The organism is Streptomyces niphimycinicus, assembly GCF_018883605.1.
Classification (GTDB): domain Bacteria; phylum Actinomycetota; class Actinomycetes; order Streptomycetales; family Streptomycetaceae; genus Streptomyces; species Streptomyces niphimycinicus.
The window spans coordinates 1-26026 of record NZ_JAHLEM010000198.1 but is presented as its reverse complement, the minus strand read 5'-3'; the positions used below and the strand labels follow the sequence as shown (position 1 = coordinate 26026).

At 69.7% G+C, this 26026-nt stretch carries 21 protein-coding genes and 5 tRNA genes; 12 read left to right on the top strand and 14 right to left on the bottom strand.

Annotated elements, in window-relative coordinates; translation table 11 throughout:
* The first annotated feature begins 420 nt into the window (after positions 1 to 420).
* Entirely contained in the window at positions 421 to 1341 is a 921-nt protein-coding gene (locus KN815_RS19170; protein WP_216343171.1) for a phosphoribosylaminoimidazolesuccinocarboxamide synthase, read from the top strand.
* A gap of 51 nt (positions 1342 to 1392) precedes the next feature.
* On the opposite strand, the gene KN815_RS19165 is transcribed toward KN815_RS19170, so the two are convergent.
* The 5 genes from KN815_RS19165 to KN815_RS19145 all read right to left on the bottom strand — a co-directional run bounded on the left by KN815_RS19165 (position 1393) and on the right by KN815_RS19145 (position 3133).
* Positions 1393 to 1468, bottom strand: a tRNA-Gly gene (locus KN815_RS19165).
* Positions 1469 to 1654: 186 nt separating this feature from the next.
* Entirely contained in the window at positions 1655 to 2275 is a 621-nt protein-coding gene (locus KN815_RS19160; RefSeq protein WP_216343170.1) for a response regulator transcription factor, read from the bottom strand.
* 208 nt (positions 2276 to 2483) lie between these two features.
* Positions 2484 to 2559 (bottom strand) — tRNA-Gly (locus KN815_RS19155).
* Between the two features lie 80 nt (positions 2560 to 2639).
* Positions 2640 to 2711: transfer RNA gene (locus tag KN815_RS19150), tRNA-Gly, on the bottom strand.
* 104 nt (positions 2712 to 2815) lie between these two features.
* Complete coding sequence (locus KN815_RS19145) at positions 2816 to 3133, bottom strand: histone-like nucleoid-structuring protein Lsr2 (protein WP_059146536.1); 318 nt, start codon at positions 3131 to 3133, stop codon at positions 2816 to 2818.
* Between the two features lie 303 nt (positions 3134 to 3436).
* On the opposite strand from KN815_RS19145, the gene purS reads away from it, so the two are divergent.
* From purS to purL, 3 genes are read left to right on the top strand one after another with little or no spacing between them, the layout of a single operon-like run.
* The gene (gene purS / locus KN815_RS19140) at positions 3437 to 3721 is read left to right on the top strand and encodes a phosphoribosylformylglycinamidine synthase subunit PurS (RefSeq protein WP_211124447.1); all 285 of its coding nucleotides are present in this window, start codon (positions 3437 to 3439) and stop codon (positions 3719 to 3721) included.
* The gene (gene purQ / locus KN815_RS19135; protein WP_093463487.1) at positions 3718 to 4398 is read left to right on the top strand and encodes a phosphoribosylformylglycinamidine synthase subunit PurQ; all 681 of its coding nucleotides are present in this window, start codon (positions 3718 to 3720) and stop codon (positions 4396 to 4398) included. The genes purS and purQ overlap by 4 nt, the downstream gene beginning before the upstream one ends.
* A complete protein-coding gene (gene purL / locus KN815_RS19130; RefSeq protein WP_216343169.1) occupies positions 4395 to 6644 on the top strand; it encodes a phosphoribosylformylglycinamidine synthase subunit PurL in 2250 nt (749 codons plus the stop codon). Before purQ ends, purL begins: the two co-directional genes overlap by 4 nt.
* Before the next feature lie 104 nt (positions 6645 to 6748).
* On the opposite strand, the gene KN815_RS19125 is transcribed toward purL, so the two are convergent.
* Positions 6749 to 7147, bottom strand: coding sequence for a nuclear transport factor 2 family protein (locus KN815_RS19125; RefSeq protein ID WP_216343168.1), 399 nt, complete (start codon positions 7145 to 7147; stop codon positions 6749 to 6751).
* 93 nt (positions 7148 to 7240) lie between these two features.
* Here KN815_RS19125 and KN815_RS19120 point away from each other — a divergent pair, with 93 nt between their 5' ends.
* The 3 genes from KN815_RS19120 (at position 7241) to purM (ending at position 10885) form a co-directional block, all read left to right on the top strand.
* Positions 7241 to 8029, top strand: a complete 789-nt coding sequence (locus KN815_RS19120) for a maleylpyruvate isomerase family mycothiol-dependent enzyme (RefSeq protein WP_216343167.1) — start codon at positions 7241 to 7243, stop codon at positions 8027 to 8029.
* Positions 8030 to 8217: 188 nt separating this feature from the next.
* On the top strand, positions 8218 to 9777 hold the full coding sequence (gene purF, locus KN815_RS19115) for an amidophosphoribosyltransferase (RefSeq protein WP_216343166.1): 1560 nt from the start codon (positions 8218 to 8220) through the stop codon (positions 9775 to 9777).
* Between the two features lie 40 nt (positions 9778 to 9817).
* The gene (purM, locus tag KN815_RS19110; RefSeq protein WP_216343165.1) at positions 9818 to 10885 is read left to right on the top strand and encodes a phosphoribosylformylglycinamidine cyclo-ligase; all 1068 of its coding nucleotides are present in this window, start codon (positions 9818 to 9820) and stop codon (positions 10883 to 10885) included.
* Between the two features lie 120 nt (positions 10886 to 11005).
* Here purM and KN815_RS19105 read toward each other — a convergent pair whose 3' ends face one another.
* Both KN815_RS19105 and KN815_RS19100 read right to left on the bottom strand, forming a co-directional pair.
* Entirely contained in the window at positions 11006 to 11260 is a 255-nt protein-coding gene (locus KN815_RS19105) for a DUF3073 domain-containing protein (protein WP_216343164.1), read from the bottom strand.
* Between the two features lie 369 nt (positions 11261 to 11629).
* Positions 11630 to 12784, bottom strand: a complete 1155-nt coding sequence (locus tag KN815_RS19100; RefSeq protein WP_216343163.1) for a Leu/Phe/Val dehydrogenase — start codon at positions 12782 to 12784, stop codon at positions 11630 to 11632.
* A 176-nt stretch (positions 12785 to 12960) separates the two neighbouring features.
* On the opposite strand from KN815_RS19100, the gene KN815_RS19095 reads away from it, so the two are divergent.
* A complete protein-coding gene (locus tag KN815_RS19095; protein WP_216343162.1) occupies positions 12961 to 13797 on the top strand; it encodes a DUF8083 family protein in 837 nt (278 codons plus the stop codon).
* 498 nt (positions 13798 to 14295) lie between these two features.
* Positions 14296 to 14502, top strand: coding sequence for a developmental transcriptional regulator BldC (gene bldC, locus KN815_RS19090; protein WP_003949541.1), 207 nt, complete (start codon positions 14296 to 14298; stop codon positions 14500 to 14502).
* 463 nt (positions 14503 to 14965) lie between these two features.
* Here the strand turns inward: bldC and KN815_RS19085 are convergent, their stop codons facing one another.
* The 3 genes from KN815_RS19085 to hrpA form a co-directional block, all read right to left on the bottom strand.
* Positions 14966 to 15214, bottom strand: coding sequence for a DUF6274 family protein (locus KN815_RS19085; protein WP_216343161.1), 249 nt, complete (start codon positions 15212 to 15214; stop codon positions 14966 to 14968).
* Between the two features lie 114 nt (positions 15215 to 15328).
* Positions 15329 to 15403: transfer RNA gene (locus KN815_RS19080), tRNA-Asp, on the bottom strand.
* Between the two features lie 140 nt (positions 15404 to 15543).
* Positions 15544 to 19470, bottom strand: a complete 3927-nt coding sequence (gene hrpA / locus KN815_RS19075) for an ATP-dependent RNA helicase HrpA (RefSeq protein ID WP_216343160.1) — start codon at positions 19468 to 19470, stop codon at positions 15544 to 15546.
* A 110-nt stretch (positions 19471 to 19580) separates the two neighbouring features.
* On the opposite strand from hrpA, the gene KN815_RS19070 reads away from it, so the two are divergent.
* The gene (locus KN815_RS19070) at positions 19581 to 20816 is read left to right on the top strand and encodes an ABC-2 transporter permease (protein ID WP_216343159.1); all 1236 of its coding nucleotides are present in this window, start codon (positions 19581 to 19583) and stop codon (positions 20814 to 20816) included.
* 144 nt (positions 20817 to 20960) lie between these two features.
* On the opposite strand, the gene KN815_RS19065 is transcribed toward KN815_RS19070, so the two are convergent.
* The 3 genes from KN815_RS19065 to KN815_RS19055 form a co-directional block, all read right to left on the bottom strand.
* A tRNA-OTHER gene (locus KN815_RS19065) sits at positions 20961 to 21029 on the bottom strand.
* Positions 21030 to 21087: 58 nt separating this feature from the next.
* A complete protein-coding gene (locus tag KN815_RS19060; RefSeq protein WP_216343158.1) occupies positions 21088 to 22179 on the bottom strand; it encodes a DUF1152 domain-containing protein in 1092 nt (363 codons plus the stop codon).
* A gap of 163 nt (positions 22180 to 22342) precedes the next feature.
* Positions 22343 to 23707, bottom strand: coding sequence for an MFS transporter (locus tag KN815_RS19055; RefSeq protein WP_216343157.1), 1365 nt, complete (start codon positions 23705 to 23707; stop codon positions 22343 to 22345).
* A gap of 289 nt (positions 23708 to 23996) precedes the next feature.
* Between KN815_RS19055 and KN815_RS19050 the strand changes: the two genes are divergently transcribed.
* Together KN815_RS19050 and KN815_RS19045 are read left to right on the top strand one after the other, a co-directional pair.
* Positions 23997 to 24419 (top strand): hypothetical protein, encoded by a 423-nt coding sequence (locus KN815_RS19050; protein WP_216343156.1) that lies wholly within the window; start codon positions 23997 to 23999, stop codon positions 24417 to 24419.
* A 368-nt stretch (positions 24420 to 24787) separates the two neighbouring features.
* Complete coding sequence (locus tag KN815_RS19045) at positions 24788 to 25795, top strand: zinc-binding dehydrogenase (protein ID WP_216343155.1); 1008 nt, start codon at positions 24788 to 24790, stop codon at positions 25793 to 25795.
* Positions 25796 to 26026 lie beyond the last annotated feature (231 nt).

Below are 26026 nucleotides of genomic sequence, written 5' to 3'. Positions count from 1 at the left end.
GCACACCTGTACCGGCGGGCTGATCGCCGTCGGCACACCGGCGCGGCGGATGACCGGGCGGCCACCCGCACGCATCCGGGTCGCCCGGCCGGGGGTCTGGGGCGGAGCCCCAGTTGAGGGAAGGGGCGGGGAGGGGAAAATGCCGCTATGCGGCTCCGCCACGTGGCCCGCCGCAGGCGCCACGATCCGGTCGGACACCCCCTGAGCCACCGGGGTCAGGGACGGCGCCGTCCGCACGCCGAAACGATGCCTCAGCGCCGACAGGGCCACCGGATACCACGAGTTCCTCCCGCGAGGTGTTCGAACCGGCCGGAAGCGGAACCCGAACCGCCGGGCCCCGCGGCCCGCGCCCCGCCGCCGGTCACGGCCGCTTCGTGCGGCAGAATCACAGGGGCTTGGACAAAAACACCAGGAGGAAGCGTGTCCGGATTCGTCGAGAAGCCCGAACCGGTCGAGGTTCCGGGCCTTCAGCACCTGCACACCGGCAAGGTGCGCGACCTCTACCGGAACGAGCGCGGTGAGCTCGTCATGGTCGCCAGCGACCGGATCTCCGCCTACGACTGGGTCCTGCCGACCGAGATCCCCGAGAAGGGCAAGATCCTCACCCAGCTCTCCCTCTGGTGGTTCGATCTGCTCGCCGACCTCGTGCCTAACCACGTCCTGTCCAGCGAGCTGCCCCCCGGCGCCCCCGCCGACTGGGAGGGCCGCACCCTGGTGTGCCGGTCGCTGCGGATGGTCCCGGTCGAATGCGTGGCGCGCGGCCATCTGACCGGCTCCGGTCTGGCCGAGTACCGCGAGACCCGCACCGTGTGCGGGATCGCCCTCCCCGAGGGGCTGACCGACGGCTCCGAGCTGCCCTCCCCGATCTTCACCCCGGCCACCAAGGCCGAGGTCGGCGAGCACGACGAGAACGTGGCGTACGAGGAGGTGGCCCACCGCATCGGCGCCGAGCCCGCCGCGCAACTGCGCCAGGCCACCCTCGCCATCTTCAACCGGGCCCGGGAGATCGCCCGAGCCCGCGGGATCATCCTCGCCGACACCAAGTTCGAGTTCGGCTACGCGGAGGCGACCCTGGGCGCGGAGGGCGCCGAGCCGGTGCTCGCCGACGAGGTGCTGACCCCGGACTCGTCCCGCTTCTGGCCCGCCGACCAGTGGCAGCCGGGCCGCGCGCAGCCGTCGTTCGACAAGCAGTACGTCCGCGACTGGCTGACCTCCCCGGCCTCCGGCTGGGACCGGACCGCCGAGCAGCCGCCGCCCCCGCTCCCTGCGGAGGTCGTCGAGCGGACGCGGGCGAAGTACGCGGAGGCGTACGAGCTGCTGACCGGCACTCCTTGGAAGTAGGCCCGGAGAACGACCAAGGGTCCCGGCCGATCGGCCGGGACCCTTGATGCGTGGAGCGGACGACGAGGCTCGAACTCGCGACCTCAACCTTGGCAAGGTTGCGCTCTACCAACTGAGCTACGTCCGCCTGCGCCGGACTTTTCCGGTTCGACGCGCCTCTACTATAACCAAACCCTCGACCGGTGAACTACCACCCGGGTGCCGAGGCCGCTCGGGGCGGCGGCGCGAAGCGCTCAGGAGCCGCTCGGTGCACTGGGGAGTGCTCAGGAGCCGCTCGGCACTGGGGAACCCTCGGGAGCGCTCTTAAGCCGCCTCAGAGCCAGCCGTGCTCCTGGGCGATCCGCGCCGCCGCATGCCGGTTCTCCGCCCCCAGTTTCGCCGCCGCGGCCGACAGATAGTTCCGGACCGTCCCCTGGGAGAGCGCGGCGTGCTGGGCGATCTCCGCGATGGAGGCGCCGTCCGCCGCCAGCTCCAGCAGCTCCGCCTCCCGCGCGGTCAGCGGGGAGTCCCCGGCGCTGATCGCGTCGGCGGCCAGACCGGGGTCGACATAGCGGGACCCGCCGTGCACCGTACGGATGATCTCCGCGAGCCGCTGTGCGGAGGTGGTCTTGGGCAGGAACGCGCGCACCCCCGCCTCCAGGGCCCGCTTGAGGTGCCCCGGCCGGCCGTGGCTGGTCACGATCATCGTCCGGCAGCCGGGCAGCTCCGACCGGAGCGCCGAGGCCACCGAGACCCCGTCCACCTCCGGCATCTGGAGGTCCAGCACCGCCACATCGGGCCGGTGCGCCCGCGCCATCGCCAGCGCCTCGGGCCCGGACGCCGCCTCCGCGACCACCAGCAGATCGTCCTCGAGCGCGAGCAGGGCGGCCAGGGCGCCCCGGATCAGATGCTCGTCGTCGGCCAGCGGCACCCGGATCGCCGCGGTGTCGTTCACACGCCCCTCCCAGCGGAACCTCGTCCAGCACGGCCCTCGCACGGGGGCCGCGGGACCACATCAACCCGGCACGCCGTACCCGACCCGGTACGCCGTCACTTTCCCCCAGCGGCACCGCCGTTCGCTCCCGCCCGGCTCCGGCCCCGGCCAGGGATTCCGGGCCGGAAAACGCCTGAGGCGCCGGTCGATTCGACCGGCGCCTCAGATCTGGAGCGGACGACGAGATTCGAACTCGCGACCCTCACCTTGGCAAGGTGATGCTCTACCAACTGAGCCACGTCCGCATGCCTCCGACCAGCTTTCACCGATCGGCGCGTGCATCACTCTACCTGATCCTCTTCACAAGAGGACGATAGACGATGAGAGCGGGTGACAGGGATCGCACACTGCGCCTCCCCCTTGGAAAGGGGGCGCTCTACTACTGAGCTACACCCGCATGGTGTCTTCCTCGGGGTTTCGGCCTTTCGGCCTCGCCCCTCGGCGTGCTCCAGACTTTAGCGGATCACCCGGGGTGGTGTGCAACTCGGCTGAACGGGTCACTCAGGCCGACTCGTTGAAGGCTTCGTAGACCTTCTTGGGGATCCGGCCGCGCGGCGGCACCTCCATGCCGTGCGACCTGGCCCAGGCGCGCACCGCGGCCGGGTCCGGGGCGACATCGGTACGGCGGTACGTCTTGCCCGAGCGGGCCCGCTTGCGGCCGGCCTCCACGTACGGCGCCAGCGCGTCGCGCAGTTTCGACGCATTGGCAGAGTTGAGGTCGATCTCGTACAACTTGCCGTCGAGTCCGAACGTGACCGTCTCTTCCGCTTGGCCGCCCTCGAGGTCGTCGGAGAGCGTGACTACTACGCGCTGCGCCACGGATATCGGTCCTTTCGGGCTGCATCGATGCGTTGACGTGCAAAGATGTGAGCTGTCCAGTTGTGTCCAACAATGCTTTTTCATTTGTACAGCGACTGGCATTGCATTGTGAACCCCGGTAATTCCATCCGCGTGTCACGCCGTGATCGGGACCATACGTTTTCCCCCGACCTTTCCCCGTCAGTTGTCACCGACGATGCTTAAACGTGACCGAACCCTTGCATATCTACTCGCGTAGAATTTTCGCCGGGGTAGGCTTGGGCCACCGCCTTACGCACCAGCACCACACCACCGGGAGTGCCAGTGGCACGCGTCGTAGTCGACGTCATGCTCAAGCCGGAGATCCTCGACCCCCAGGGCCAGGCGGTGCAGCGAGCACTGCCCCGCCTCGGTTTCGAGGGGATCGCCGATGTCCGTCAGGGCAAGCGCTTTGAACTCGAGGTGGAGGGCCCGGTCGACGATGCCGCCCTCGCCCGTATCCATGAGATCGCCGAGACCTTCCTGGCGAACACCGTGATCGAGGACTTTTCCGTAAAGGTCGAGGTCGGCGAGGGTGCCGACACCACCGCCGTGAAGGCCGAGTCGTGACCGCACGCATCGGAGTCATCACGTTCCCCGGCACGCTCGACGACCGCGACACCCAGCGCGCGGTGCGCACCGCCGGCCTCGAAGCCGTACCGCTGTGGCACCGCGACAAGGACCTCAAGCAGGTCGACGCGGTGATCCTGCCGGGCGGCTTCTCCTATGGCGACTATCTGCGCGCCGGAGCGATCTCCCGGTTCTCTCCGGTAATGGAGTCGGTGATCGATCAGGCGAAGGCCGGTATGCCGGTGCTTGGCATCTGCAATGGCTTCCAGGTTCTCACCGAGACCCATCTCCTCCCCGGTGCGATGCTGCGGAACAACCATCTGCACTTCATCTGCCGCGATCAGAAGTTGCGAGTGGAAAACGCGGAGACCGCCTGGACGCGCTCATACGAGCAGGGTCAGGAGATCAACATCCCGCTGAAGAACATCGATGGACGCTATGTCGCCGATGAGCGTGTCCTCGATGAACTCGAGGCCGAGGGACGCGTCGTCTTCCGCTATGAGGAGCTCAACCCCAACGGCTCGCTCCGCGACATCGCCGGTATCTCCAATGCGGCGGGCAATGTCGTCGGCCTCATGCCCCACCCCGAGCACGCCGTCGAACCGCTGATCGGCACCGGTCGCACCGACGGTCTCGGATTCTTCACCTCGATCCTCAAGAGGCTGGTCAGCGCATGACCCTGGACACCACCAAGCACGCGGCGCAGACCCCGGACGACGGGCAGCCCTGGGCCGAGCTCGGTCTCAAGCAGGACGAGTACCAGCGCATCCGCGCCATCCTGGGCCGCCGCCCCACCGGCGCCGAGCTCGCGATGTACTCCGTCATGTGGTCCGAGCACTGCTCGTACAAGTCGAGCAAGGTCCATCTGCGGCAGTTCGGTGAGAAGGCCCCCGAGAGCGACGCCCTGCTCGTCGGCATCGGTGAGAACGCGGGTGTGGTCGACGTCGGCCAGGGCTACGCGGTCACCTTCAAGGTCGAGTCGCACAACCACCCCTCGTACATCGAGCCCTACCAGGGCGCGGCCACCGGCGTCGGCGGCATCGTCCGCGACATCCTCGCCATGGGCGCCCGCCCGGTGGCCGTGATGGACCCGCTGCGCTTCGGCGCCGCCGACCACCCCGACACCAAGCGGGTGCTGCCCGGTGTGGTCGCGGGCATCGGCGGCTACGGCAACTGCCTGGGCCTGCCCAATATCGGCGGCGAGGTCGTCTTCGACCCCTGCTACCAGGGAAACCCGCTGGTCAACGCGCTCTGCGTGGGCGTGATGAAGCATGAAGACATCCACCTCGCCAAGGCGTCCGGCGCCGGCAACAAGGTGATCCTCTACGGCGCCCGTACCGGCGGCGACGGCATCGGCGGCGTCTCCGTCCTCGCCTCCGAGACCTTCGACGACACTAAGCCCACCAAGCGCCCCGCCGTCCAGGTCGGCGACCCCTTCCAGGAGAAGCTGCTCATCGAGTGCACCCTGGAGGTCTTCAAGGAGGACCTGGTCGAGGGCATTCAGGACCTCGGCGGCGCGGGCCTGTCCTGCGCCACCAGCGAGCTCGCCAGCGCCGGCTCCGGCGGTATGCGGGTCGAGCTGGACACCGTGCCGCTGCGCGACTCCTCGCTCTCCCCCGAGGAGATCCTGATGAGCGAGTCGCAGGAGCGCATGTGCGCGATCGTGAAGCCCGAGAAGGTCGACCGCTTCCTGGAGATCTGCGAGAAGTGGGACGTCATCGCCACCGTCATCGGTGAGGTCACCGACGGCGAGCGGCTGGAGATCTACTGGCACGGCGAGCAGATCGTCGACGTCCCGCCGCGCACCGTCGCCCACGAGGGCCCGGTCTACGAGCGCCCCTACGCCCGCCCCGAGTGGCAGGACACGCTCCAGGCCGACGACGCGGGCAGGCTGCCGCGCCCGGCCACCGCCGAGCAACTGCGCGAGCAGGTCCTCAAGGTGGTCGCCTCGCCGAACCAGGCGTCCAAGTCCTGGATCACCGATCAGTACGACCGCTTCGTCCAGGGCAATACGGTCCTCGCCCAGCCCGAGGACTCCGGCATGGTCCGCGTGGACGAGGAGACCGGCCTCGGCGTTGCCGTCGCCACGGACGGCAACGGGCGCTACGCCAAGCTGGACCCGTACGCGGGGGCGCAGCTCGCGCTCGCCGAGTCGTACCGCAATGTGGCCGCGTCCGGTGCCACTCCGCTGGCCATCTCCAACTGCCTCAACTTCGGCTCGCCGGAGGACCCCGCGGTCATGTGGCAGTTCGCGGAGGCCACCCGCGGCCTCGCCGACGGCTGTCTGACCCTGGGCACCCCGGTCACCGGCGGCAATGTGTCGCTGTACAACCAGACCGGTGAGGTGGCCATCCACCCGACGCCGGTGGTCGCCGTCCTCGGCGTGATCGACGATGTGGCCCGCCGCACCCCGATCGCCTTCGCGGAGGAAGGCCAGTTGCTCTATCTGCTGGGCGACACCGCGGCGGAGCTGGGCGGCTCGGCCTGGTCCCAGGTGATCCACGACCATCTGGGCGGACTGCCGCCCAAGGTGGACCTGGAGCGGGAGCGGCTGCTCGCCGAGATCCTGATCTCGGCCTCGCGCGACGGCATGGTGGACGCGGCCCACGATCTGTCCGACGGCGGTCTGATCCAGGCGCTCACCGAATCGTGTCTGCGCGGCGGCAAGGGCGCCCGGATCGTCGTCCCCGACGGTCTTGACCCGTTCGTCCTGCTGTTCTCCGAGTCCGCGGGCCGGGCGATCGTCGCCGTACCGCGCAGCGAGGAGGTCCGTTTCAAGGACATGTGCGGGGCACGGGGGCTTCCGGCGGCCCGTATCGGTGTGATCGACGGTGACGCGATCGACGTCCAGGGGCAGTTCTCCATCCCGCTGGCCGAGCTGAGGGAGCCGTACGAGGCGACGATCCCGGGCCTGCTGGCCTGAGGACCCGCGCCCTTGCCGGCCTGAGGACCCGCGTCCTTGCGACGTACGGCCCGCTCCCTGCCGTCAGGGAGCGGGCCGTACGGTCGCTTCGGGCCTTGCGGGGCTCACTTGCCCCAGAAGGCGTTGGCGGCGTCGATGTCCTCGACACACTGGTCGATGTCGCTGATCTTCCCGCCGACGATGGTGAAGAACAGCCCGGTCTTCATGTCCAGCGTGCGGTTGCCGCGCTCGGCGCGGACGTGGTGGCCGGAGATCACATGCCCGCGTCCGTCGGGCAGCACCGACTCCAGATCGACCCGCAGCGTGCCACCGGTCTCCTCGAACTCGGTGCGGTACAGATCCATGCAGGCGTCCCGGCCCTTGTGGTGTCCGGAGAGCATGTTGTCACCGGGCACATGCTGCATGACGTCCGCCGTCAGCAGCGTGGAGAGGGTGTCCAGGTCGCCTTCCTGGAACGCGGTGCATGCGCGGCGCACCACGGCGGCATCCGGATGTTCACTCATGGTCATTCACACCTTTCATCCTGATTGATACCGCTCTATCCCCTTCCATCCATCCTCCGCCTGCCCCGCCGGGCTGTCGATAGGCTCGGCGCCATGCCGCCCCGTACTCGCGCCCGTACGTACGACCCCGCCAAGACCCGTACCGCCGTGATCGCGCAGCTTCGGCTGGTGCGGAAGGCGGCCGGGGAGCTGGACGAGACGGGTCTGGACGCCCCCACCCGGCTCGGCGGCTGGACGGTCCGGGAGCTGGTCGCGCATCTGGCGATGGCCGTGACCTCCGTCGTCCGGCTCCTGGAGCGGCCCGCGCCGCCCGCACGCGAGGTCACCGTCGCCGGCTGGGCGGCGGCGCTCGCCGCGCACGCGGGGCCGATCGCCGAGGAGACCCGCGCCTTGGCGGCGGGCGAGGAGCTGGGCGAGCTGCTGGAGCGTGCCGAGGCGCGGTTCGCGGAGACGGCCTCGCTCGCGCCCGGTGACCGGCTGCTGGCCACTCGCGTCGGCGCGATGCGGCTGGAGGACTACCTGGTCACCCGGTGTGTGGAGCTGGTGGTCCACGCCGACGATCTGACGGCCGCCACCGGAGTGCCGGTACGGCACGACCGCCAGGCGCTGGCCACCGCGGTCCGGGTGCTCGCCGACGCCCTCGCGGCGAAGGCGCCCGGCGGCTCGGTCGAGCTGCGGATCCCGCCGTTCGCCGTGGTCCAGTGCGTCGAGGGCCCCCGGCACACCCGCGGCACCCCGCCGAACGTCGTCGAGACCGATCCGCTGACCTGGATCCGCCTCGCCACGGGCCGCCTGACCTGGGCCGATGCCCTGGATTCCGGGCCGCTGACCGCGAGCGGCGACCGCGCCGACCTCTCCGCCCACCTCCCCGTTCTCGGCTGAGCGCACACGCTGTGATCGTTTTCGGGGGGCGAGATGTGATCCTTGCCTCGGCCACGAGTTTTCGCCCCGGCCCATCGCAGGCAGGGCACGGGTTCCGGGGGCCCGGAGCGGTGCGGGGAATGTGACTTGCGCCCTCCTGACGGGTCCCTCGTTCGGAGGCACCGCCGAACTGGCCTAGACTCGATGACGTGCCACGTGGTGACGGACGACTCAGCCACGACCTGCTCCCCGGTGAGAAGGGCCCCCAGGACGCTTGCGGCGTCTTCGGAGTCTGGGCACCGGGTGAAGAGGTCGCCAAACTCACCTATTTCGGGCTGTACGCACTGCAGCACCGCGGACAGGAGTCCGCGGGCATCGCGGTGAGCAACGGCTCCCAGATCCTCGTCTTCAAGGACATGGGCCTGGTCTCCCAGGTCTTCGACGAGACCTCTCTCGGCTCTCTCCGGGGCCATATCGCGGTCGGTCACGCCCGCTACTCCACCACCGGAGCCTCGGTGTGGGAGAACGCGCAGCCGACCTTCCGGGCCACCGCCCATGGCTCGATCGCGCTCGGCCACAACGGGAACCTGGTCAACACCGCCGAGCTGGCGGAGCTGGTCGCGGCCCTGCCCCGGGACGGCGGCCGGGCCACCCAGGTCGCGGCGACCAATGACACCGACCTGGTCACCGCGCTGCTCGCGGGCCAGGTGGACGACGACGGCAAGCCGCTGACCGTCGAGCAGGCGGCGCCCATCGTGCTGCCCAAGGTCAAGGGCGCTTTCAGCCTCGTCTTCATGGACGAGCACACGCTGTACGCGGCGCGCGACCCCCAGGGCATCCGTCCGCTGGTCCTCGGCCGCCTCGAGCGCGGCTGGGTGGTGGCGTCCGAGACCGCCGCCCTGGACATCGTGGGCGCGTCCTTCATCCGTGAGATCGAGCCCGGCGAGATGGTCGCCATCGACGAGAACGGGCTGCGCTCGACCACCTTCGCCGAGGCCCGCCCCAAGGGCTGCGTCTTCGAGTACGTGTACCTCGCCCGCCCCGACACCGATATCGCGGGCCGGAATGTGTACCTCTCCCGGGTCGAGATGGGCCGCCGACTGGCCAAGGAGGCCCCCGCCGACGCCGACCTGGTCATAGCGACTCCCGAGTCCGGCACCCCCGCCGCCGTCGGCTACGCCGAGGCCAGCGGGATTCCCTACGGCTCCGGACTGGTCAAGAACAGCTATGTGGGCCGGACCTTCATCCAGCCCTCGCAGACCATCCGCCAGCTCGGCATCCGGCTCAAGCTCAACCCCCTCAAGGAGGTCATCCGGGGCAAGCGCCTGGTGGTCGTCGACGACTCGATCGTCCGCGGCAACACCCAGCGCGCCCTGGTGCGGATGCTCCGCGAGGCCGGTGCCGCCGAGGTCCACATCCGGATCTCGTCGCCGCCGATCAAGTGGCCGTGCTTCTTCGGCATAGATTTCGCCACCCGCGCCGAGCTGATCGCCAACGGCCTCTCGGTCGAGGAGATCGGCAAGTCGCTGGGCGCCGACTCGCTGGCGTACATCTCCACCGACGGCATGATCGAGGCGACCACGATCGCCAAGCCGAATCTGTGCCGCGCCTGCTTCGACGGTGAGTACCCGATGGAGCTGCCGGATCCGGGGCTGCTGGGCAAGCACCTCCTGGAGTCCGAGACACAGGCCCCGAACAGCGCCGACGCCGACGGTGTGACGACGCTGACCGCCGGTGTCGGCGGCGCCGACGCCCTGCGCCGTCCCTGAGCGCACGCCTGTCATCCCCGATACGAAAGATCTCAACGTCATGTCTGAGTCCGGGTCCACCTACGCCGCCGCGGGCGTCGACATCGAGGCGGGTGACCGCGCCGTCGAGCTGATGAAGGAGTGGGTCAAGAAGGCGAGCCGGCCCGAGGTCGTGGGCGGCCTCGGCGGTTTCGCCGGGCTCTTCGACGCCTCCGCGCTGGCCCGCTACCAGCGTCCGCTGCTCGCCTCCGCCACCGACGGGGTCGGCACCAAGGTGGACATCGCCCGGCGGATGGGCGTGTACGACACCATCGGCCGCGACCTGGTCGGCATGGTCGTGGACGACCTGGTGGTCTGCGGCGCCGAGCCGCTCTTCATGACCGACTACATCTGCGTCGGCAAGGTCTACCCCGAGCGCGTCGCCGCCATCGTCAAGGGCATCGCCGAGGGCTGCACCCTCGCCGGCTGCGCCCTGGTGGGCGGCGAGACCGCCGAGCACCCGGGGCTGCTGGGCGCCGATGACTTCGATGTCGCCGGGGCCGGTACGGGCGTGGTCGAGGCCGATCGGGTGCTGGGCGCCGATCGCATCCGAACGGGTGATGCGGTGATCGCCATGGCTTCGTCCGGACTTCACTCGAACGGGTACTCACTCGTCCGCCATGTGCTCTTCGACCGGGCCGGCTGGGCGCTGGACCGCGAGGTGCCGGAGCTCGGCCGGACGCTGGGGGAGGAGCTGCTGGAGCCCACCCGGATCTACTCGCTGGACTGCCTGGCCCTCACCCGCACCACCGAGGTGCACGCCTTCTCGCACATCACCGGCGGCGGGCTCGCCAACAACCTGGCGCGGGTCATCCCCGAGGGGCTGCGCGCGGTCGTGGACCGCTCGACCTGGACCCCCGGCGCGATCTTCGAGCTGGTCGGTCGGGCCGGCTCGGTCGAGCGTCTCGAGCTGGAGAAGACCCTCAACATGGGCGTCGGCATGATGGCGGTGGTCCCGGCCGACTCCGCCGATGTGGCGCTCACCACGCTCGCCGACCGCGGTGTCGAGGCATGGGTCAGCGGTGAGATCACCGAGCGCACGGCCGGGGACGCGGAAGCGGTGACGCTGACCGGTGACCACGCGAGCTGATGGCCATGCGGGCTGAGCGGACCGCGCGGTGTGCGCGGACAGCACAGAAGCCGGTCCGAGGCGGGTGCCCCGGACCGGTGGAGGTGTGCGGCGAGAAGCCGAGCGCCTGGAACGGGTGGTTCAGGCGCGGCGACGCTGCGGGGACGGATCGGACTGGTCGTCGTCCTCGTCCTCATCGTCGTTGTACAGATCCGCGTACTGTGCGTACGGGTCGTCGTCCAGCTCATCGTCCTCGAACGGCTCGCCATTCGGCGGCTCGTTCGTTGGCGATGCACCCAGCTCCTCGGCCAGGCGTGAGAGATCCGTCCCACCGCTGTTGTACTTCAGCTGGCGGGCGACCTTCGTCTGCTTGGCCTTGGCCCGGCCGCGCCCCATGGCTCGACCCCCTCAACGACGGGGCTCGACGGCCCCAGAGTCTTGACACGCGTTCACGTTCATAAATCAGAGCGGACTCTCAAAAGAGAGACCGGCCCGTAGGGCTTCAACGGTACCTGCTTCTGTGGCCATACGGTACGTCGCCCACACGACGTGCCACGAGGCAGAACCCGCGAGGAGCCCGTTCCTCGCTGGTCAACTGCGATTTTAACCTGTCTTGCGGGCCGACCCGCCGACAGGCCGTGAGGGATCTCTCGCCGATGGCTCCCAGGGGGCTCCCACATCGCCCGTCCGGCGGCCTCCGGCAAGATCCCGCACGGCCTGCCCACGGCCGCGCCCAGACGCCCTCAGGCGCCTGTGGGCCATGGCTCAGGCGTCGTGGCCCTCCGCCATCCGGTGCTCGGCCAGCCGGTCGGCGGCCGCGGCGGGCGGGATTCCGTCGGTCTGTGCCCGATCGAATATGGCCAAAGTCGTGTCGAAGATCTTTGCCGCCTTCGCCTTGGCCCGATCGAAATCGAACCCGTGCAGCTCATCCGCCACCTGGATGACGCCACCGGCGTTCACCACATAGTCCGGCGCGTAGAGGATCCCGCGGCCGGCCAGGTCCTTCTCGACCCCCGGGTGGGCGAGCTGGTTGTTGGCCGCGCCGCACACCACCTGCGCGGTCAGGACGGGCACCGTGGCGTCGTCCAGGGCGCCACCGAGCGCACACGGGGCGTAGACGTCCAGGTCGTCGCGGATCAGCGCGTCGGTGTCCCGGACCGCCCGTACGCGGGGGTGGCGGGCCAGCACGCGGTCCACCGACTCCTCGCGCACATCCGTGACCACGACCTCGGCGCCGTCCTCCAGCAGATGGTCGACCAGGTGGTGGCCCACCTTGCCGACCCCCGCGATGCCGACCCGGCGGCCGCGCAGCGTGGGCGCGCCCCAGGACGCCTGGGCGCTCGCCCGCATCCCCTGGAAGACACCGAAGGCGGTCAGCACCGAGGAGTCGCCCGCGCCGCCGTTCTCGGGGGAGCGGCCGGTGGTCCAGGGGCACTCGCGGGCGACGACGTCCATGTCGGCCACATAGGTGCCCACATCGCAGGCGGTGACGTAGCGGCCGCCCAGGGAGGCCACGAAACGGCCGTAGGCGAGCAGCAGCTTCTCGGTCTTGATCTCCTCGGGGTCGCCGAGGATCACGGCCTTGCCGCCACCGTGGTCGAGCCCGGCGAGCGCGTTCTTGTAGGACATGCCGCGGGCGAGGTTGAGGGCGTCGAGGAGCGCCGCTTCTTCGGGGTTCTCCTCGGAGGCGTAGGCGTGGAAGCGGGTGCCGCCGAGGGCCGGGCCCAGGGCGGTGGAGTGGAGGGCGATGACGGCCTTGAGGCCGCTCTCGCGGTCCTGGCAGAGCAGGACCTGCTCATGCCCGCCGAGATCGGACCGGAACAGCGTCGCAAGCGGTGAGAGAGGGTTCGGCACGCGACTCTCCGTCGGACCGTCGGCGCTGACGGTGTGACGTACGTCGGTCACGGTGGTGACTCCCATAGGTCGGGGTAGACGCCCTCCTGGCTGGTGGGGAGGGCCGTGGGCAAGAGGGTAAGCCCTGGGGCCGCAGGGGATCGGCCATGTCCCCGACGAGTCCGGATAGCGGGCATGGGACGATGCCGTCAGGTGGGGGTGAGGGAGCCCCTGGCGGTGGTCTCAGCCTTGAGGGAGCGCGTGTGACCTTGGCGTCTTCGGTGATTGTCCCGTACGCGGCGTATCTCCGGGTCTATGAGCCACTGGCAGCGTTTCCGGAGCCGGAGCGATCGCACTGGGCGCGGTACGCCAAGCGCGACGACCTGCCCGGTGCGCAGGACGAGCTGCGCCGCTCGCTCGCGGACCTGCTGCCGGTGCCCCCGGTGGCGGTTCCGGTGCACGAGAGCGCGGACGCCTTCGTGGCGGTCGTGGACGGCGTCACATGCGTCTGTCCGTGGCGTACGCGGCTGAGGGGCTGGCTGGCCCTGGAGGAGCTGCCGGAGCGCCTTCCCGGGCCCCTCCTGGACGCCGCCCTGCCCCCGGTGGTGCGCCGGCAGGCGGTGGCGGACTTCGAGCGGTGGCTGGAGCGCAACCCGGACGCCCGGCCGTGGATCCGCTCGGCGACCTGGCATGTGCCGGTGCGCTGGTTCGTGCTCTTCGGGGACGAGGAGCGTGAATTCACCAAGGGTGACGAGGGTCTCATCCTCCGTTACCGCACCCCGATGGTCCAGGCGAGGCGCCGGGTGGCGCGTGGCCTTAAGGTGCTCAAGGAGTCCCTCGGCGAGGGGCCGCTGATCGACGGGCTGGTGGACGTCGGCCGGTGGCTCGAGGAGTTCCACCCCCGGTCCTTGGTCGAGCTGGACTACGGCGGTCTGGTGCACACGCTGCCGGCCGGGCAGCTCGAGGAGGACCACTCGGCCGCGGATGTGGCGGAGGGCCTCGCGGCGCTGCGCGACGGGGACGGGGAGCGGGCGGGCAGCGCGTACGAGCGGCTGACCGACCGCTGGAGCGTGATCCGCGGGCGGCAGAACGCGAGCTGAGCCCGGCCGGAAACGGCGCCGGGCGGCCGGTTGACGGTCGTCCGGAACAGACGGGGACGTAGGTCCCGATCCGGGCCATTGCCTCAATCGTGACCTAAAGCACTGACTTCGGGCCTTGCGGTAATCGCCCATCCTCGTGTCAAAATAGGACAAGGAGTCCGGGAGGGACTCCTTCCGCCCAACTATGGGCGGATTCATCGGTATTGCACTCCTTGATGGATCTGGTTACCCCTGATCCTGTTGTGACTGATCGTCACGGCCGTGTGACTGTCCGCTATGGCATGGTCCATCGGCTTCCGTTGAGGTTGGACACCTGAGAGGGCAATTCCATCGGTTTGGCCGACGGGGCTGGACAGATGGTGTAGTTGTAGTGCCGAGGACAAGCCGTTCGTCCTATAACCGACTCGGCCCGCGTCCGCCATTTCGGGCAACGCGGGTCAAGGTGCAGAATTTAGAGGAAAGAACCGTGATGGTTCGGTTCTCCCGAGGAGGCCGCTCATGACCGCTCGCACCCCTGATGCCGAGCCGCTGCTGACCCCGGCTGAGGTTGCCACGATGTTCCGCGTGGACCCGAAGACGGTCACTCGCTGGGCGAAGGCGGGCAAACTCACGTCCATCCGCACGCTCGGAGGGCATCGGCGCTACCGCGAAGCGGAGGTCCGTGCACTTCTTGCGGGCATCCCGCAGCAGCGCAGCGAAGCCTGAACAACCGCATAACCGGGCATTTCCGGGCCCCCCAGCCCGGTTTTCGCCTGTATGGCTCCACACGACGGGTGCCTGCCCCAACAGGCCCGCCACCGCTCGACATGGGTGCGTCGTAGATCGCGCTGGACTCCGCCGGGTCCGGCGCGATCTTTTTATGCCCGGGAACGGCCTTCCGGGGGGGTGTCTCCAGAGGGGTCGCAAGTGGCCCTGGAGGGGCAATCGTTCGGCTTGCCCGGGGTGTCCCGCGGTGTCTCCGGGGGGCTCCCGGGGAGTCCTCGGGGGGTGCTCGGGCGAGCGTTCGGGCGGGCACGGACAGACGGTGCAATTGCACATATTAAATTGACCCATCGTGAGCGGGGTGTAAGTTCCCTCACTCCGGAAACTCATTCGGTGACTCCCGTCACACTACCCAACCGTTGCCCAGTGCCCACTGGTTGCGCTAAAGGGCAACTGCGGTAAGGCCTTACCGAGTTGACGGTGGAGCGGCGGCCGTCGCCTCCTGTCCGGCCCCGTCGCCGGCCTTGTCTCCGGCCTTGCCTCCGGGCCCGTTGGCAGCCCCGTCACCCGCCTCCTCGGCCGCCGAGGGCTCCATCGCCAGCCGCAGCAGACGATGGCAGATCGGGCAGTGCCGGGTGAAGTGGCGGTTGCCCGCCGCAGCCGCCAGATGGGCGCGCAGCAGCGCCCTGGTCTCATGCCTCGCGGACGTCGTCATACGCCGCACCTCCTGCGCGCCCCCGCGCCTTCTAGCTTGGGTACCTCCGGGTGTGGTGTGCCGTCAAGACGACAAAGGCCCGGATCCATTACGGATCCGGGCCTTCCGGTTAAGCGGTCCTGACGGGATTTGAACCCGCGGCCTCCACCTTGACAGGGTGGCGAGCACTCCAAACTGCTCCACAGGACCAACAGTGACGCCTGCGACTTCGTCGCCCCGCGCCGCGCTGGTGTTGCGCTGCGTTGCAGACTCTACAGCAGGTCAGGGGGTGCGGTCGAACTCGCGCCCGGCGGGGCTCCGGCGGGCCGCCGGAGCCCCCTGGGACACCCTTACGGCGCCGCCGCGTCGATGGCCTTCACGATGCGCTTGTCGGACACCGGATAGGCCGTACCGAGGGCGTGTGCGAAGTAGCTGACCCGCAGCTCCTCGATCATCCAGCGGATCTCCAGCGCCTCCTGGGGCACCGGGCGCCCCGGCGGGAACTGCTCCAGCAGCCAGGCGTACTCGTCCCGCATCTCCCGCACCTTCGCCATCCGGGCGCGGTCCCGGTCGGCGTTGCCCGGAAGCTGCTGAAGCCGCCGGTCCACGGCCACCAGATAGCGCATGAGGTCCGGAAGCCGCCGTACGCCGTGCGCGGTCACGAAACCCGGTGCGATGAGCTCCGAGAGCTGCTCCCTGATGTCCGTGAGGGACGGCAGCAGCACCGGGCTCCTGGTGTCCTTGAGCCGCCGCTCGCACGACTGCCAGGCCGCCAGGACCTCCTGGACCTTGTGCACGGTGTCCAACGTGGCGTCCGTGATGTCGCTGCGCACCGCGTCGAAGAGCTTGCGGAACGACTCCTCGTCCCAGGCCGGGCCGCCACGGGACGCGATCAGCCGGTCGGCCGCCGCGGCCACGCAGTCCTCGAAGAGCGCCTGCACCCCGCCGTGCGGGCTGCTGGAGAGCGCCAGCTTGGCCTGGTTGGAGAGCTTGCCCTGGACGAACTTGACGGGGCTGGACGGCAACTGGAGCAGGATCAGCCGGCGCGTCCCCCGCCACATCGCCTCCCGCTGCTCGGCCTCGGTGTCGAAGAGCCGTACGGCCACCGAGGCGCCCTCGTCGACGAGCGCCGGATACGCCTTGACCGGCTGGCCGCCGCGGCGCGTCTCGAAGGTGCGCGGCAGCGTCCCGACCGTCCACCGGGTCAGCCCGCCGCGCTGCTCGATCCCCACGCCCTCCTTGGAGGACTCGAACGCCTTGGAGATCGCGGCCCGGGTCTTGGGCCGCAGCCGCTGCCGCAGCACCTCCACGTCCTTGTCCTCGGCCAGCTTGCGGCGCCGCTCGTCCACCACCCGGAAGGTGACCTTGAGGTGGTCGGGGACCTTCGCCAGGTCCCAGTCCGCCGGGTCGATCCGTACGCCCACCATCCGCTGGAGCTCACGCCCGAGCGCCGCCGTCAGCGGCTCCTGGAGGGGGACAGCGCTTTCCAGGAAGCGCTTGGCGTAGTTCGGTGCCGGGACGTAGTGACGGCGCACCGGTTTGGGCAGCGAGCGGATCAGCTCGGTGACCAGATCCTCCCGCAGCCCCGGAATCTGCCAGTCGAAACCGTCCGCGGTGACCTGGTTGAGCACCTGAAGCGGGATGTGGACGGTGACCCCGTCCGCGTCCGCCCCCGGCTCGAATTGATAGGTCACCTTGAACTTGAGCTTCCCCTGGCGCCAGGAGTCCGGATAGGCGTCCTTGGTGATGTCCTGCGCCCGCTCGTTGATGAGCATCGACTTCTCGAAGTTGAGAAGCTCCGGCTCCTCGCGGCGCCTGTGCTTCCACCAGGAGTCGAAGTGCGCCCCGGAGACCACATGCTCGGGGATCCGCTGGTCGTAGAAGTCGAAGAGCGTCTCGTCGTCCACGAGGATGTCGCGGCGCCGGGCCCGGTGCTCCAGCTCCTCGACCTCGCCGAGCAGCTTGCGGTTGTCGTGGAAGAACTGGTGGTGGGTGCGCCAGTCGCCCTCCACCAGGGCGTTGCGGATGAACAGATCGCGGCTGGTCTCCGGGTCGATCCGGCCGTAGTTGACCTTCCGCTGGGCGACGATCGGCACCCCGTAGAGCGTGACCCGCTCATACGCCATCACCGCGGCCTGCTTCTGCTCCCAGTGCGGTTCGCTGTAGGTGCGTTTGACCAGGTGCTGGGCGAGCGGCTCGATCCACTCCGGCTCGATCTTCGCGTTGACCCGGGCCCACAGCCGGGACGTCTCCACCAGCTCCGCCGACATCACCCAGCGCGGCGGCTTCTTGAACAGCGCCGAGCCGGGGAACACCGCGAACTTGGCGCTGCGCGCACCCAGATACTCGTTCTTATCGGTGTCCTTCAAGCCCACATGCGACAGCAGCCCCGCCAGCAATGAGGTGTGCACATGATCGGGCGCCGCGTCCTGCTCGGACATATGGATGTCCATGGTCTTGGCGACCGTGCGCAACTGGCTGTAGATGTCCTGCCATTCGCGTATGCGCAGATAGTTGAGGAACTCATTGCGGCACATCCGGCGGAACGCGGAGGAGGACAGCTCCTTCTGCCGCTCCCGGATGTACTTCCACAGATTGAGGAACGCCAGGAAGTCGCTGGACTCGTCCTTGAACCGGGCGTGCTGCTGATCCGCCTGCTGCTGCTTGTCCGAGGGGCGCTCGCGCGGGTCCTGGATGGACAGCGCCGCCGCGATCACCATGACCTCACGGACACAGCCGTTGCGGTCCGCCTCCAGCACCATCCGGGCCAGCCGCGGGTCCACCGGAAGCTGGGCCAGCTTCCGGCCGACCTGGGTGAGCCGCTTGCGCGGGTCCTTCTGCTTGCTGTCCAGGGCGTGCAGCTCCTCCAGGAGCTGGACGCCGTCCTTGACGTTGCGGCGGTCCGGCGGGTCGATGAAGGGGAACTTCTCGATATCGCCGAGGCCGGCGGCGGTCATCTGGAGGATGACGGAGGCCAGATTGGTCCGGAGGATCTCGGCGTCGGTGAACTCCGGGCGGGTGAGGAAGTCGTCCTCGGAATACAGCCGGATACAGATGCCGTCGCTGGTCCGGCCGCAGCGGCCCTTGCGCTGATTGGCGCTGGCCTGGGAGATCGGCTCGATGGGCAGCCGCTGGACCTTGGTGCGATGGCTGTAGCGGGAGATCCGGGCGGCGCCCGGGTCGATCACATAGCGGATACCGGGGACGGTCAGCGAGGTCTCGGCGACGTTGGTCGCCAGCACGATCCGGCGGCCGGTGTGTCTCTGGAAGACCCGGTGCTGCTCGGCGTGCGACAGCCGGGCGTACAGCGGAAGGACCTCGGTGACCGGGAGCTTCTTCTTGTTCAGCGCGTCGGCGGTGTCGCGGATCTCCCGCTCACCGGAGAGGAAGACCAGGATGTCGCCGGGCCCCTCGGCCTGGAGCTCGTCGACCGCGTCGCAGATCGCGGTGATCTGATCGCGGTCGCTGTCCTCGCCGCCCTCCTCGAGCAGTGGGCGGTAGCGCACCTCGACCGGATACGTACGCCCGCTGACCTCGACGATCGGCGCGTCGCCGAAATGGCGGGAAAAGCGCTCCGGGTCGATGGTGGCGGAGGTGATCACGACCTTGAGGTCGGGGCGGCGGGGCAGCAACTGGGCCAGATAGCCCAGCAGGAAGTCGATGTTGAGGCTGCGCTCATGGGCCTCGTCGATGATGATCGTGTCGTACTGGCGCAGCTCGCGGTCGGTCTGGATCTCGGCGAGCAGAATGCCGTCGGTCATCAGCTTGACGTGGGTGTCCTGCCCCACCTGATCGGTGAAGCGGACCTTCCAGCCCACGGACTCGCCCAGCGGCGACCGCAACTCCTCGGCGATGCGCTCGGCCACCGTGCGGGCGGCGATACGGCGCGGCTGCGTATGGCCGATAAGTCCCTTGACGCCGCGCCCCAGCTCCAGACAGATCTTCGGAATCTGGGTGGTCTTCCCGGAGCCGGTCTCACCTGCGACGATCACCACCTGGTGATCGCGGACGGCCTCCAGGATCGCGTCCTTCTTCTGGCTGACCGGCAGCTCTTGCGGATAGGTGATGGCCGGCACGGCGGCGCGGCGATCCGCGACCCGCAGCTCGGCACGCGTGATCTCCTCGGTGATCTCACCGAGCACGGCCGCTCGGGCCTCGGGTTTACGGATCCGGCGCGCACCGTCGAGCCGGCGTCCCAGCCGCTGCTGGTCGCGCAGCATCAGCTCGGGCAGCCGCTCCAGCAGGGCGGGCAGGGCGGGGGCAGGCGTGGTGGACATACGGACCCCAGGATCTCACCTCGGCAAAACGACTGGCGAACCATTTCCGCCGGGTGTTGTCCAGGCCACGTCGTGCGGTATGCCGGGATTGTCCGTTCTAGCGTGGCCGCATGGCGGACGACGAAAGCGGCGCAGGCGCGGGCGGGGGCGACGCGAGTGAGGGCGCGGGCGGGGGCGGGGGCGACGCGAGTGAAGGCAAGGGCGACGCGAGTGAAGGCAAGGGCGACGCGAGTGAGGGCGGGGGCGACGCAAGCGGGGGCAGGAGCGCGACCGGCGCGGACGCGGGCAGGAGCGCGACCGGCGCGGACGCGGGCGGGGGCGGGGCGGACCGGCTCTCCCCCTGGGCCCGCTTCAAGCGCACCGCCTTCTTCCCCGCGACCGTCATCGTGCTGCTCATCTCCGCGGGCGCGGGGCTCTTCGCGGGCTCGTACACCTTCGCCTTCGCCAATCCCACCCCCCGGAACATTCCCACCGCCGTCGTGATCACCGATGACGACTCCGCCGTGCGGAACCGGTTCCTCGCCGGGATGGAGAAGGCCCTGAACGCGTCCCTCAAGCTGCACCCCTACCCCAGCTATGCGAAGGCCCGCTGGTCCCTGGAGGAGCAGCGGGTCTTCGCGATCCTGCGGGCGCGCGGCCATGGCGTCGAGCTGGATGTCGCGGGCGCGGCGGGGGCGACCGTGGCCCAGGTGCTCAGCCAGGCCGCCGGCAAGGTGGGCCGGGCCTCCGGGGTGCCCGTCACGGTGAGGGATCTGAAACCGCTACAGCCCGGCGATCCGCGTGGACTCGCGGTCTTCTACATCTCCCTGGCCGCGACGATCATCGGCTTCCTCGGCGCCATCCAGCTCAGTGTCAATGCCGCCGAGCTCAACCCGGCCGAGCGGATCACCTTCAACCTCGCGTACGCCCTCCTCGGGGCCTTCTCGATCGCGGCGATCGTCGACTGGGGGCTGAACTCGCTCCGGCTCCCCTTCGCGGAGTCGTGGGCGATCCTGGCGTTGACGATGCTCACCTCGGGGCTGGTGTTCTCCATGTTCAACGTCCTCTTCGGGCGCTGGGCGCTCCTCCCCACCTGGGGCTTGATGGTCATCCTCGGCAACCCGTCCTCCGGCGGCGCCGTCTCCTGGCCCCTGCTCCCCTCCCTTCTGGGCACCGTAGGCCGCTGGCTCCCGCCGGGTGCCTCGGTCAACGCCCAGCACACCGCGATCTACTTCCCCCACCACCAGCACGCTTTCCCCTTCCTGGTGCTGGGGGGCTGGTGTGTGGTGTCCGCCGTGGTCTTCTGGACCTGGCGGCACCGCCACCCGGGCGGGCGGCCGCCGAAGGCGACGCCGACGCGGTGCTGAGGGGGCGGTGCGATGAGGCGGTGCGATGGGGCGCGGTCCGGCGCTGGCGCGTCCGGCGGGGTGCGTCCGGCGCGGTGCGTCCGGCGCGGTGCGGGCATACGAAAAAGTCCCTCCCCCGAAGACCGGGGGAGGGACTTTCCAAGGAGCGCCGAGCAGGCCTTGCACCTACATCCCTCGTTTGGAGACGAGTGTCTTTCCTTAGACGACCGACGCATCAACTCCCGCCCCGTTGGGGCGGCGTTGCGAGATCAACTATAGCCCATCCGGGCGATCACAGCCGCCACAGCGGGGCGTCGTACCGCTCCGGCTGAGTCCCGATCAGCAGGGCCCGCAGATCAGCGCGTTGGACACCGCTCAGGCCGAGGGCCTCGGTGAGGTGGCGGAAGGTGGTGTGGCTCACCCCGCGGGCGCGGGCCTCCTCCGCGAAGCGGGCGACCCCGGCCAGTACGGCCCTGGGCCGGAAGGGGCCCTCGGGCGCCGCCCCGGACCGCGCGGCCTTCTCCCGCTCGTAGTCGATCTCCGAGTATCCGCAGATGTCCCGGCAGTGCCGCTCGGCCTCGGCGAGGCCGGTCGTGTCGGCGATGGCCCCGGCGAGCCGGTTGCGGCGGAACGCGGCGTCGAGATCCGCCTGATGGACCACTGGCCCGTCGTCCGTCAGCGGAATGGTGAGCCCCGCGTCCCGTACCTCGCACAGCCCGCGCACACCGCGCGCCGTGGCCGTGAGCATGCCGGTGGCCTCCGACGGATGCCACTCCATGACGGGGCCGATGGGTGCGACGTCCTCGGCGGTCAGTGTATGGATCAGCGGCCCCAGCCGTTCGCGCAGCACCTCGACCGGGATCTCCCCGTCCAGCCCCGGTCCGGCGACCAACAGCCGGATCTCCGCGCTCACCTGCGCACACGCGGCGAGCGACAGCGCGTCCCCGAGCGGGCTGCGCAGCGTCGGCTCATCGCCTCGCGCGAGGATGTCGCCGCCCACGTCCAGCAGGTCGATGGAGGCAGGGGCCAGGTGCTCGATCAGCTCTTCGAGCTGCCGGACCATGCCCTCCACCCCGTGGTGGGGGTCGAGCAGCGCGAAGGTATGCGGCAGTTCGGCGGCCAGCCGGGGCAGGGTGGACCCGGCCGGCGCCACCGGCCTCGCGTCCTTGGGCACGGCGTACACGCTCGGCGTGAGCGCCCGCAGTCCGGTGAAGTCGGCCGCTGTCCGGGGCCCGGGCACGGGGTCGACGAGCAGCCGGTCCCAGGCGTACGTCAGGACCACCGCCCGGTCGTCGGCCGTCCCGTGCCCGTACAGAGCCTGGTCGATCACCGCGGCGGCAACGGCGTCCCCGCCACCTCCCCCCGCCACGATCAACCGCGTCATCAGGCCAGCCTACGGCCGGAACGGCAGATACCGTCGTACTTCGGGCGCTTCCGAAGTACGACGGTATCGCCCAGCCGTCGCCCAGCAGTCGCCCCGCCCCGTCCGCGATGGCGGCGGGCGGGGCAGGGCGCGACCGGTTATGAAGGCCGATTATGGAGGCCGGTTATGAAGGAACCGGCGATGAATCGGACGGTTTGGGCTTCTCCTCCGCCCCGGCCTCCCGCGGGGCCTTGCCGTCCCCGATGACATTCGGGTTGGTCTCGGGAGCGGCCGCCACGGCGAAGACGGTGACCAGGCCCATGACGATGAGGAACAGCGCGATCGGCCAGGACGCGCCCGACCAGGCGAGCAGCGCGGTGGCGACGATGGGGGAGAACCCGCCGACGATCATCGACGCCAGCTCATGCCCCAGGGCGAGCCCGCTGTAGGCCACCCGGCTGGCGAAGAGTTCGGTGAAGAACGCCGGCTGGGTGCCGATCATCGCCCCGTGGCCGATCACGACCGCCACGAAGATCGCCACGAAGATCAGCACCGGATTGCGCGAGTCGAACAACGCGAAGAACGGATACGCCCAGACGATCACCGCGATCGCGCCCCCGATATACACCGGTCGGCGTCCGACGCGGTCGGAGAGCGCCCCGAACATCGGCATCGCGAACGACTCGAACAGCATCCCCATCACGAGCGCGGCCAGCACCACGCCCTTGCCCACCCCGATCTCGGACGCGTAGGAGAGGCTGAAGGTGAGGAAGAGATAGCTCGCACCGGTTTCGGCCACCCGCGCGCCGAAGGCGATCAGGATGGACTTGGGGTGGGTGCGGATGACGTCGAGAAGCGGCGGGGCGGACTTCTTCGGCTCCGACTCCTTCTCCTTCTCCTGGAATGCGGGTGTCTCCATGATCCGGAGCCGGATCAGCAGTCCGACGGCGGTGAGCAGGATGCCGACCACGAACGGAATGCGCCATCCCCAGGCGAGGAAGGACTCCTTGGTGGTCACCTCCTGGGCCAGCGCGTAGGCGGCGGCGGAGAGGACGAACCCGAGCCCCACGCCGGTCTGGCTCCAGGCCGAGTAGAAGCCGCGGCGGTGGCTCGGCGCGTGTTCGCTGACGATCAGCACCCCGCCGCCCCATTCGCCGCCGACCGCGATGCCCTGCACGATCCGCAGCGTCACCAGCAGCACCGGCGCCCAGACCCCGACGGTGGCGTAGGTGGGCAGCAGGCCGATCAGACAGGTCGCGACGCCCATGATCACCAGGGTGGTCACCAGCATCGACTTTCGGCCGATCCGGTCCCCGAAGTGCCCGAAGATGACGCCGCCCAACGGCCGGGCGAGGAACCCCACCGCGTTGGTGCCGAAGGCGGCGATCGTCCCCACCAGCGGATTGAAGGTCGGGAAGAAGAGGGTGTTGAAGACGAGCGCGGCGGCCGTGCCGTAGAGGAAGAAGTCGTACCACTCCAATGCGCTACCGAACAAACTTGCGATCGCTGCCTTGCGTACTTCGCTCGGGGTGCCCTTCACGTCTGCCATGTCGGCTCTCCAATGGCCGCTTCGGATGGGATCAAGACCTGCGGCTCGGTTGTGTTCGGGGATTGTTCGCCGCTGGTTCTCGTGGCGGGAATGGCGACGTTCCGCTCACCGGGACGCGGGCGGGAACCGGCGACCCGCCGCCCTTCAGGCGCGCTGCACCCGTACGCTCCTCACGCTTCCCTCGTTCGTGCGATCTTCGTACTTATCGGTCTTGCGTTCCGCTCGGCCTGGTCACGCTCTTCACGGTGTCGGTCCCGCCCAGGGACCCGCGTACGGAAGGTAGACACACATGCGTGGAAGGCTCGTCATCGCTGCCGCCGCACTGACCATGGCTCTGACGCCAGGCGCCGCGTGGGCAGCACAGGACGGCGGCGACCAGACGACCGGTTCCCACCGCCCCGAGGCGTCAGTTCCCCCTGAGGCCCGCCCCGAGGCGTCAGTTTCCCCTGAGGCCCCCCGGCCCGGCGAGGGGGTGCCCGGATACGAGCTGGTCACCCTGCCCAATCAGAACGTCCCGAACTTCCAGCGGCGCACGGTGTACTGCCCCGAGGGCAAGAAGGCCATCGGCGGCGGCGCCGAGGCCCGGGGCAACGAGGCCATCCTCGTCGGCAGCTTCCCCACCGACGACGGCACCGGCTGGATCGGCCTGGGCCGCCAGACCACCACCGACAACGTGGGCATCAGCGTCTTCGTCATCTGCGCCTACGTCTGATCGACACAGGACCCAGCGGGGCCACGGCGACGCACCGGCCACCCCGACGAAGAAGCCCCCTCCGGACGAACCGGGAGGGGGCTATGCCCTGGTGAGGGCGGTGGTGGCCGGGACCGGGACCGGGGCCGGGGCCGGGGCCGGGGTCGGGGCCGGGGCCGGGGTCGGGGTCGGGGTCGAACAGAGAACCGATCGGCCTACTCGGCTGTGCCGCTGGTCGCCCACCATGCGAGCGTGAGAAGAGGAGGGCGGCGCAAGGTCGGGCGGCCATGCGCCTGGACGGTCGGCCCCTCAAAAAGCACCTGCTCCTGCGGGACGTCGATCGATGCCCTCTGTACGCCCCGCACGTACCACCGTGCAGGAGGAGAGCCATGAACCGGCGTGTCGTCCACACCCGTGGCGGGTCGCCCGCCGACGTCCTGACCGTCATCGAGGAGCCCGAGCCGGCGGCACCCGGGCGTGGCCAGGTCCTCATCCGCACCACGGCCTTCCCGGTACACCCTGGTGATCTCCAGGCCATCGAGGCATACCCGACGGAGGCCGCGGATCCCGTGACGCCGGGCATCGAGGCCACCGGGGTGGTGGAGACGATCGGCCCGGGCGCGCGGCTGGCGCCGGGTGTCGAGGTGGGGGGCCGCGTGACGGTATTCCCCCAGCAAGGGGCATGGTCCCAGTGGCTGGTGGCGGATGCCGAGGCGGTAGTCGCCGTTCCGGAGACGTTGCCGGACGCGGTCGCCGCACAAATGCTGACGAACCCGCTCACCGCGGTGATGCTACGCCGTGCGGCGCAGGAGCACCTGGCCTTCGGCTACGACGGTGTTCTGGTGCAGACCGCCGCGGGTTCGTCGGTCGGGCGGCTGATGACGGGTGTGTCGCGGTTCCACAACTTCGGGCTCATCAACGTCGTCCGCAGTGAGCGCGGTGCGGCCGAGCTGCGCAAGCGGTTCCCGGACGTGCAGGTCGTGGCGACAGAACAGCCGGGCTGGGCAGATGACGTCCGCAAGGCCGCCGGTGGCCGGCCGGTGAGCGTGGCCCTGGACCCGATCGGGGGAGAGATGTCGAGGAGCCTCGTGGAACTGCTGGCGCCGGGCGGGAAGCTGGTCAGCTACGGAATGATCGCCGAGGAGCCCATCTCGGTGCATGCATCGACGCTGGTCAGCAAGTCCCTGACGCTGTGCGGGAAGAACGTCATCAGCGAGTGGTCGGCTGAGTCATCCCCTGAGCGGCGGTCGTCCGACATCGCCACGGCCAAGCAGATCGCCCTGGCACTCACGGAACAGTTCGACGTGGCCGCCACATACGGCCTCGACGAGCTGGCCAGCGCCGTGGAGCACGCGGTACGCCCCGGCAAGGTCGGCACCGTCCTGATCCGCCCCTGACCGCGCAGACCATGCACGCCACAACGAAGAAGCCCCCTCCGGACGGACCGGGAGGGGGCTTTGCCCTGGTAGGGGCTGCGGTGGCTGGGGCCGGGGTCGAACCGGCGACCTTCCGCTTTTCAGGCGGGGTGGGACGGCTGCCGGGGGCCGTTTCGCCTGGCTCGGCGGTCCACTGACGTCCGCTGCTGGCGTCGGCGTACGCGGCCGTTGGCGTCACGGCTGGCGTCAGTT

What these genes read in the sequence shown, in the direction of transcription:
- purL (WP_216343169.1), top strand. Translation starts at nt 4,395, where the DNA reads ATGACCCTGGACACCACCAAGCACGCGGCGCAGACCCCGGACGACGGG.
- KN815_RS19125 (WP_216343168.1), bottom strand. Translation starts at nt 7,147, where the DNA reads ATGAGTGAACATCCGGATGCCGCCGTGGTGCGCCGCGCATGCACCGCG.
- KN815_RS19120 (WP_216343167.1), top strand. Translation starts at nt 7,241, where the DNA reads ATGCCGCCCCGTACTCGCGCCCGTACGTACGACCCCGCCAAGACCCGT.
- purM (WP_216343165.1), top strand. Translation starts at nt 9,818, where the DNA reads ATGTCTGAGTCCGGGTCCACCTACGCCGCCGCGGGCGTCGACATCGAG.
- KN815_RS19105 (WP_216343164.1), bottom strand. Translation starts at nt 11,260, where the DNA reads ATGGGGCGCGGCCGGGCCAAGGCCAAGCAGACGAAGGTCGCCCGCCAG.
- KN815_RS19100 (WP_216343163.1), bottom strand. Translation starts at nt 12,784, where the DNA reads ATGGGAGTCACCACCGTGACCGACGTACGTCACACCGTCAGCGCCGAC.
- bldC (WP_003949541.1), top strand. Translation starts at nt 14,296, where the DNA reads ATGACCGCTCGCACCCCTGATGCCGAGCCGCTGCTGACCCCGGCTGAG.
- KN815_RS19085 (WP_216343161.1), bottom strand. Translation starts at nt 15,214, where the DNA reads ATGACGACGTCCGCGAGGCATGAGACCAGGGCGCTGCTGCGCGCCCAT.
- hrpA (WP_216343160.1), bottom strand. Translation starts at nt 19,470, where the DNA reads ATGTCCACCACGCCTGCCCCCGCCCTGCCCGCCCTGCTGGAGCGGCTG.
- KN815_RS19070 (WP_216343159.1), top strand. Translation starts at nt 19,581, where the DNA reads ATGGCGGACGACGAAAGCGGCGCAGGCGCGGGCGGGGGCGACGCGAGT.
- KN815_RS19060 (WP_216343158.1), bottom strand. Translation starts at nt 22,179, where the DNA reads ATGACGCGGTTGATCGTGGCGGGGGGAGGTGGCGGGGACGCCGTTGCC.
- KN815_RS19055 (WP_216343157.1), bottom strand. Translation starts at nt 23,707, where the DNA reads ATGGCAGACGTGAAGGGCACCCCGAGCGAAGTACGCAAGGCAGCGATC.
- KN815_RS19050 (WP_216343156.1), top strand. Translation starts at nt 23,997, where the DNA reads ATGCGTGGAAGGCTCGTCATCGCTGCCGCCGCACTGACCATGGCTCTG.
- KN815_RS19045 (WP_216343155.1), top strand. Translation starts at nt 24,788, where the DNA reads ATGAACCGGCGTGTCGTCCACACCCGTGGCGGGTCGCCCGCCGACGTC.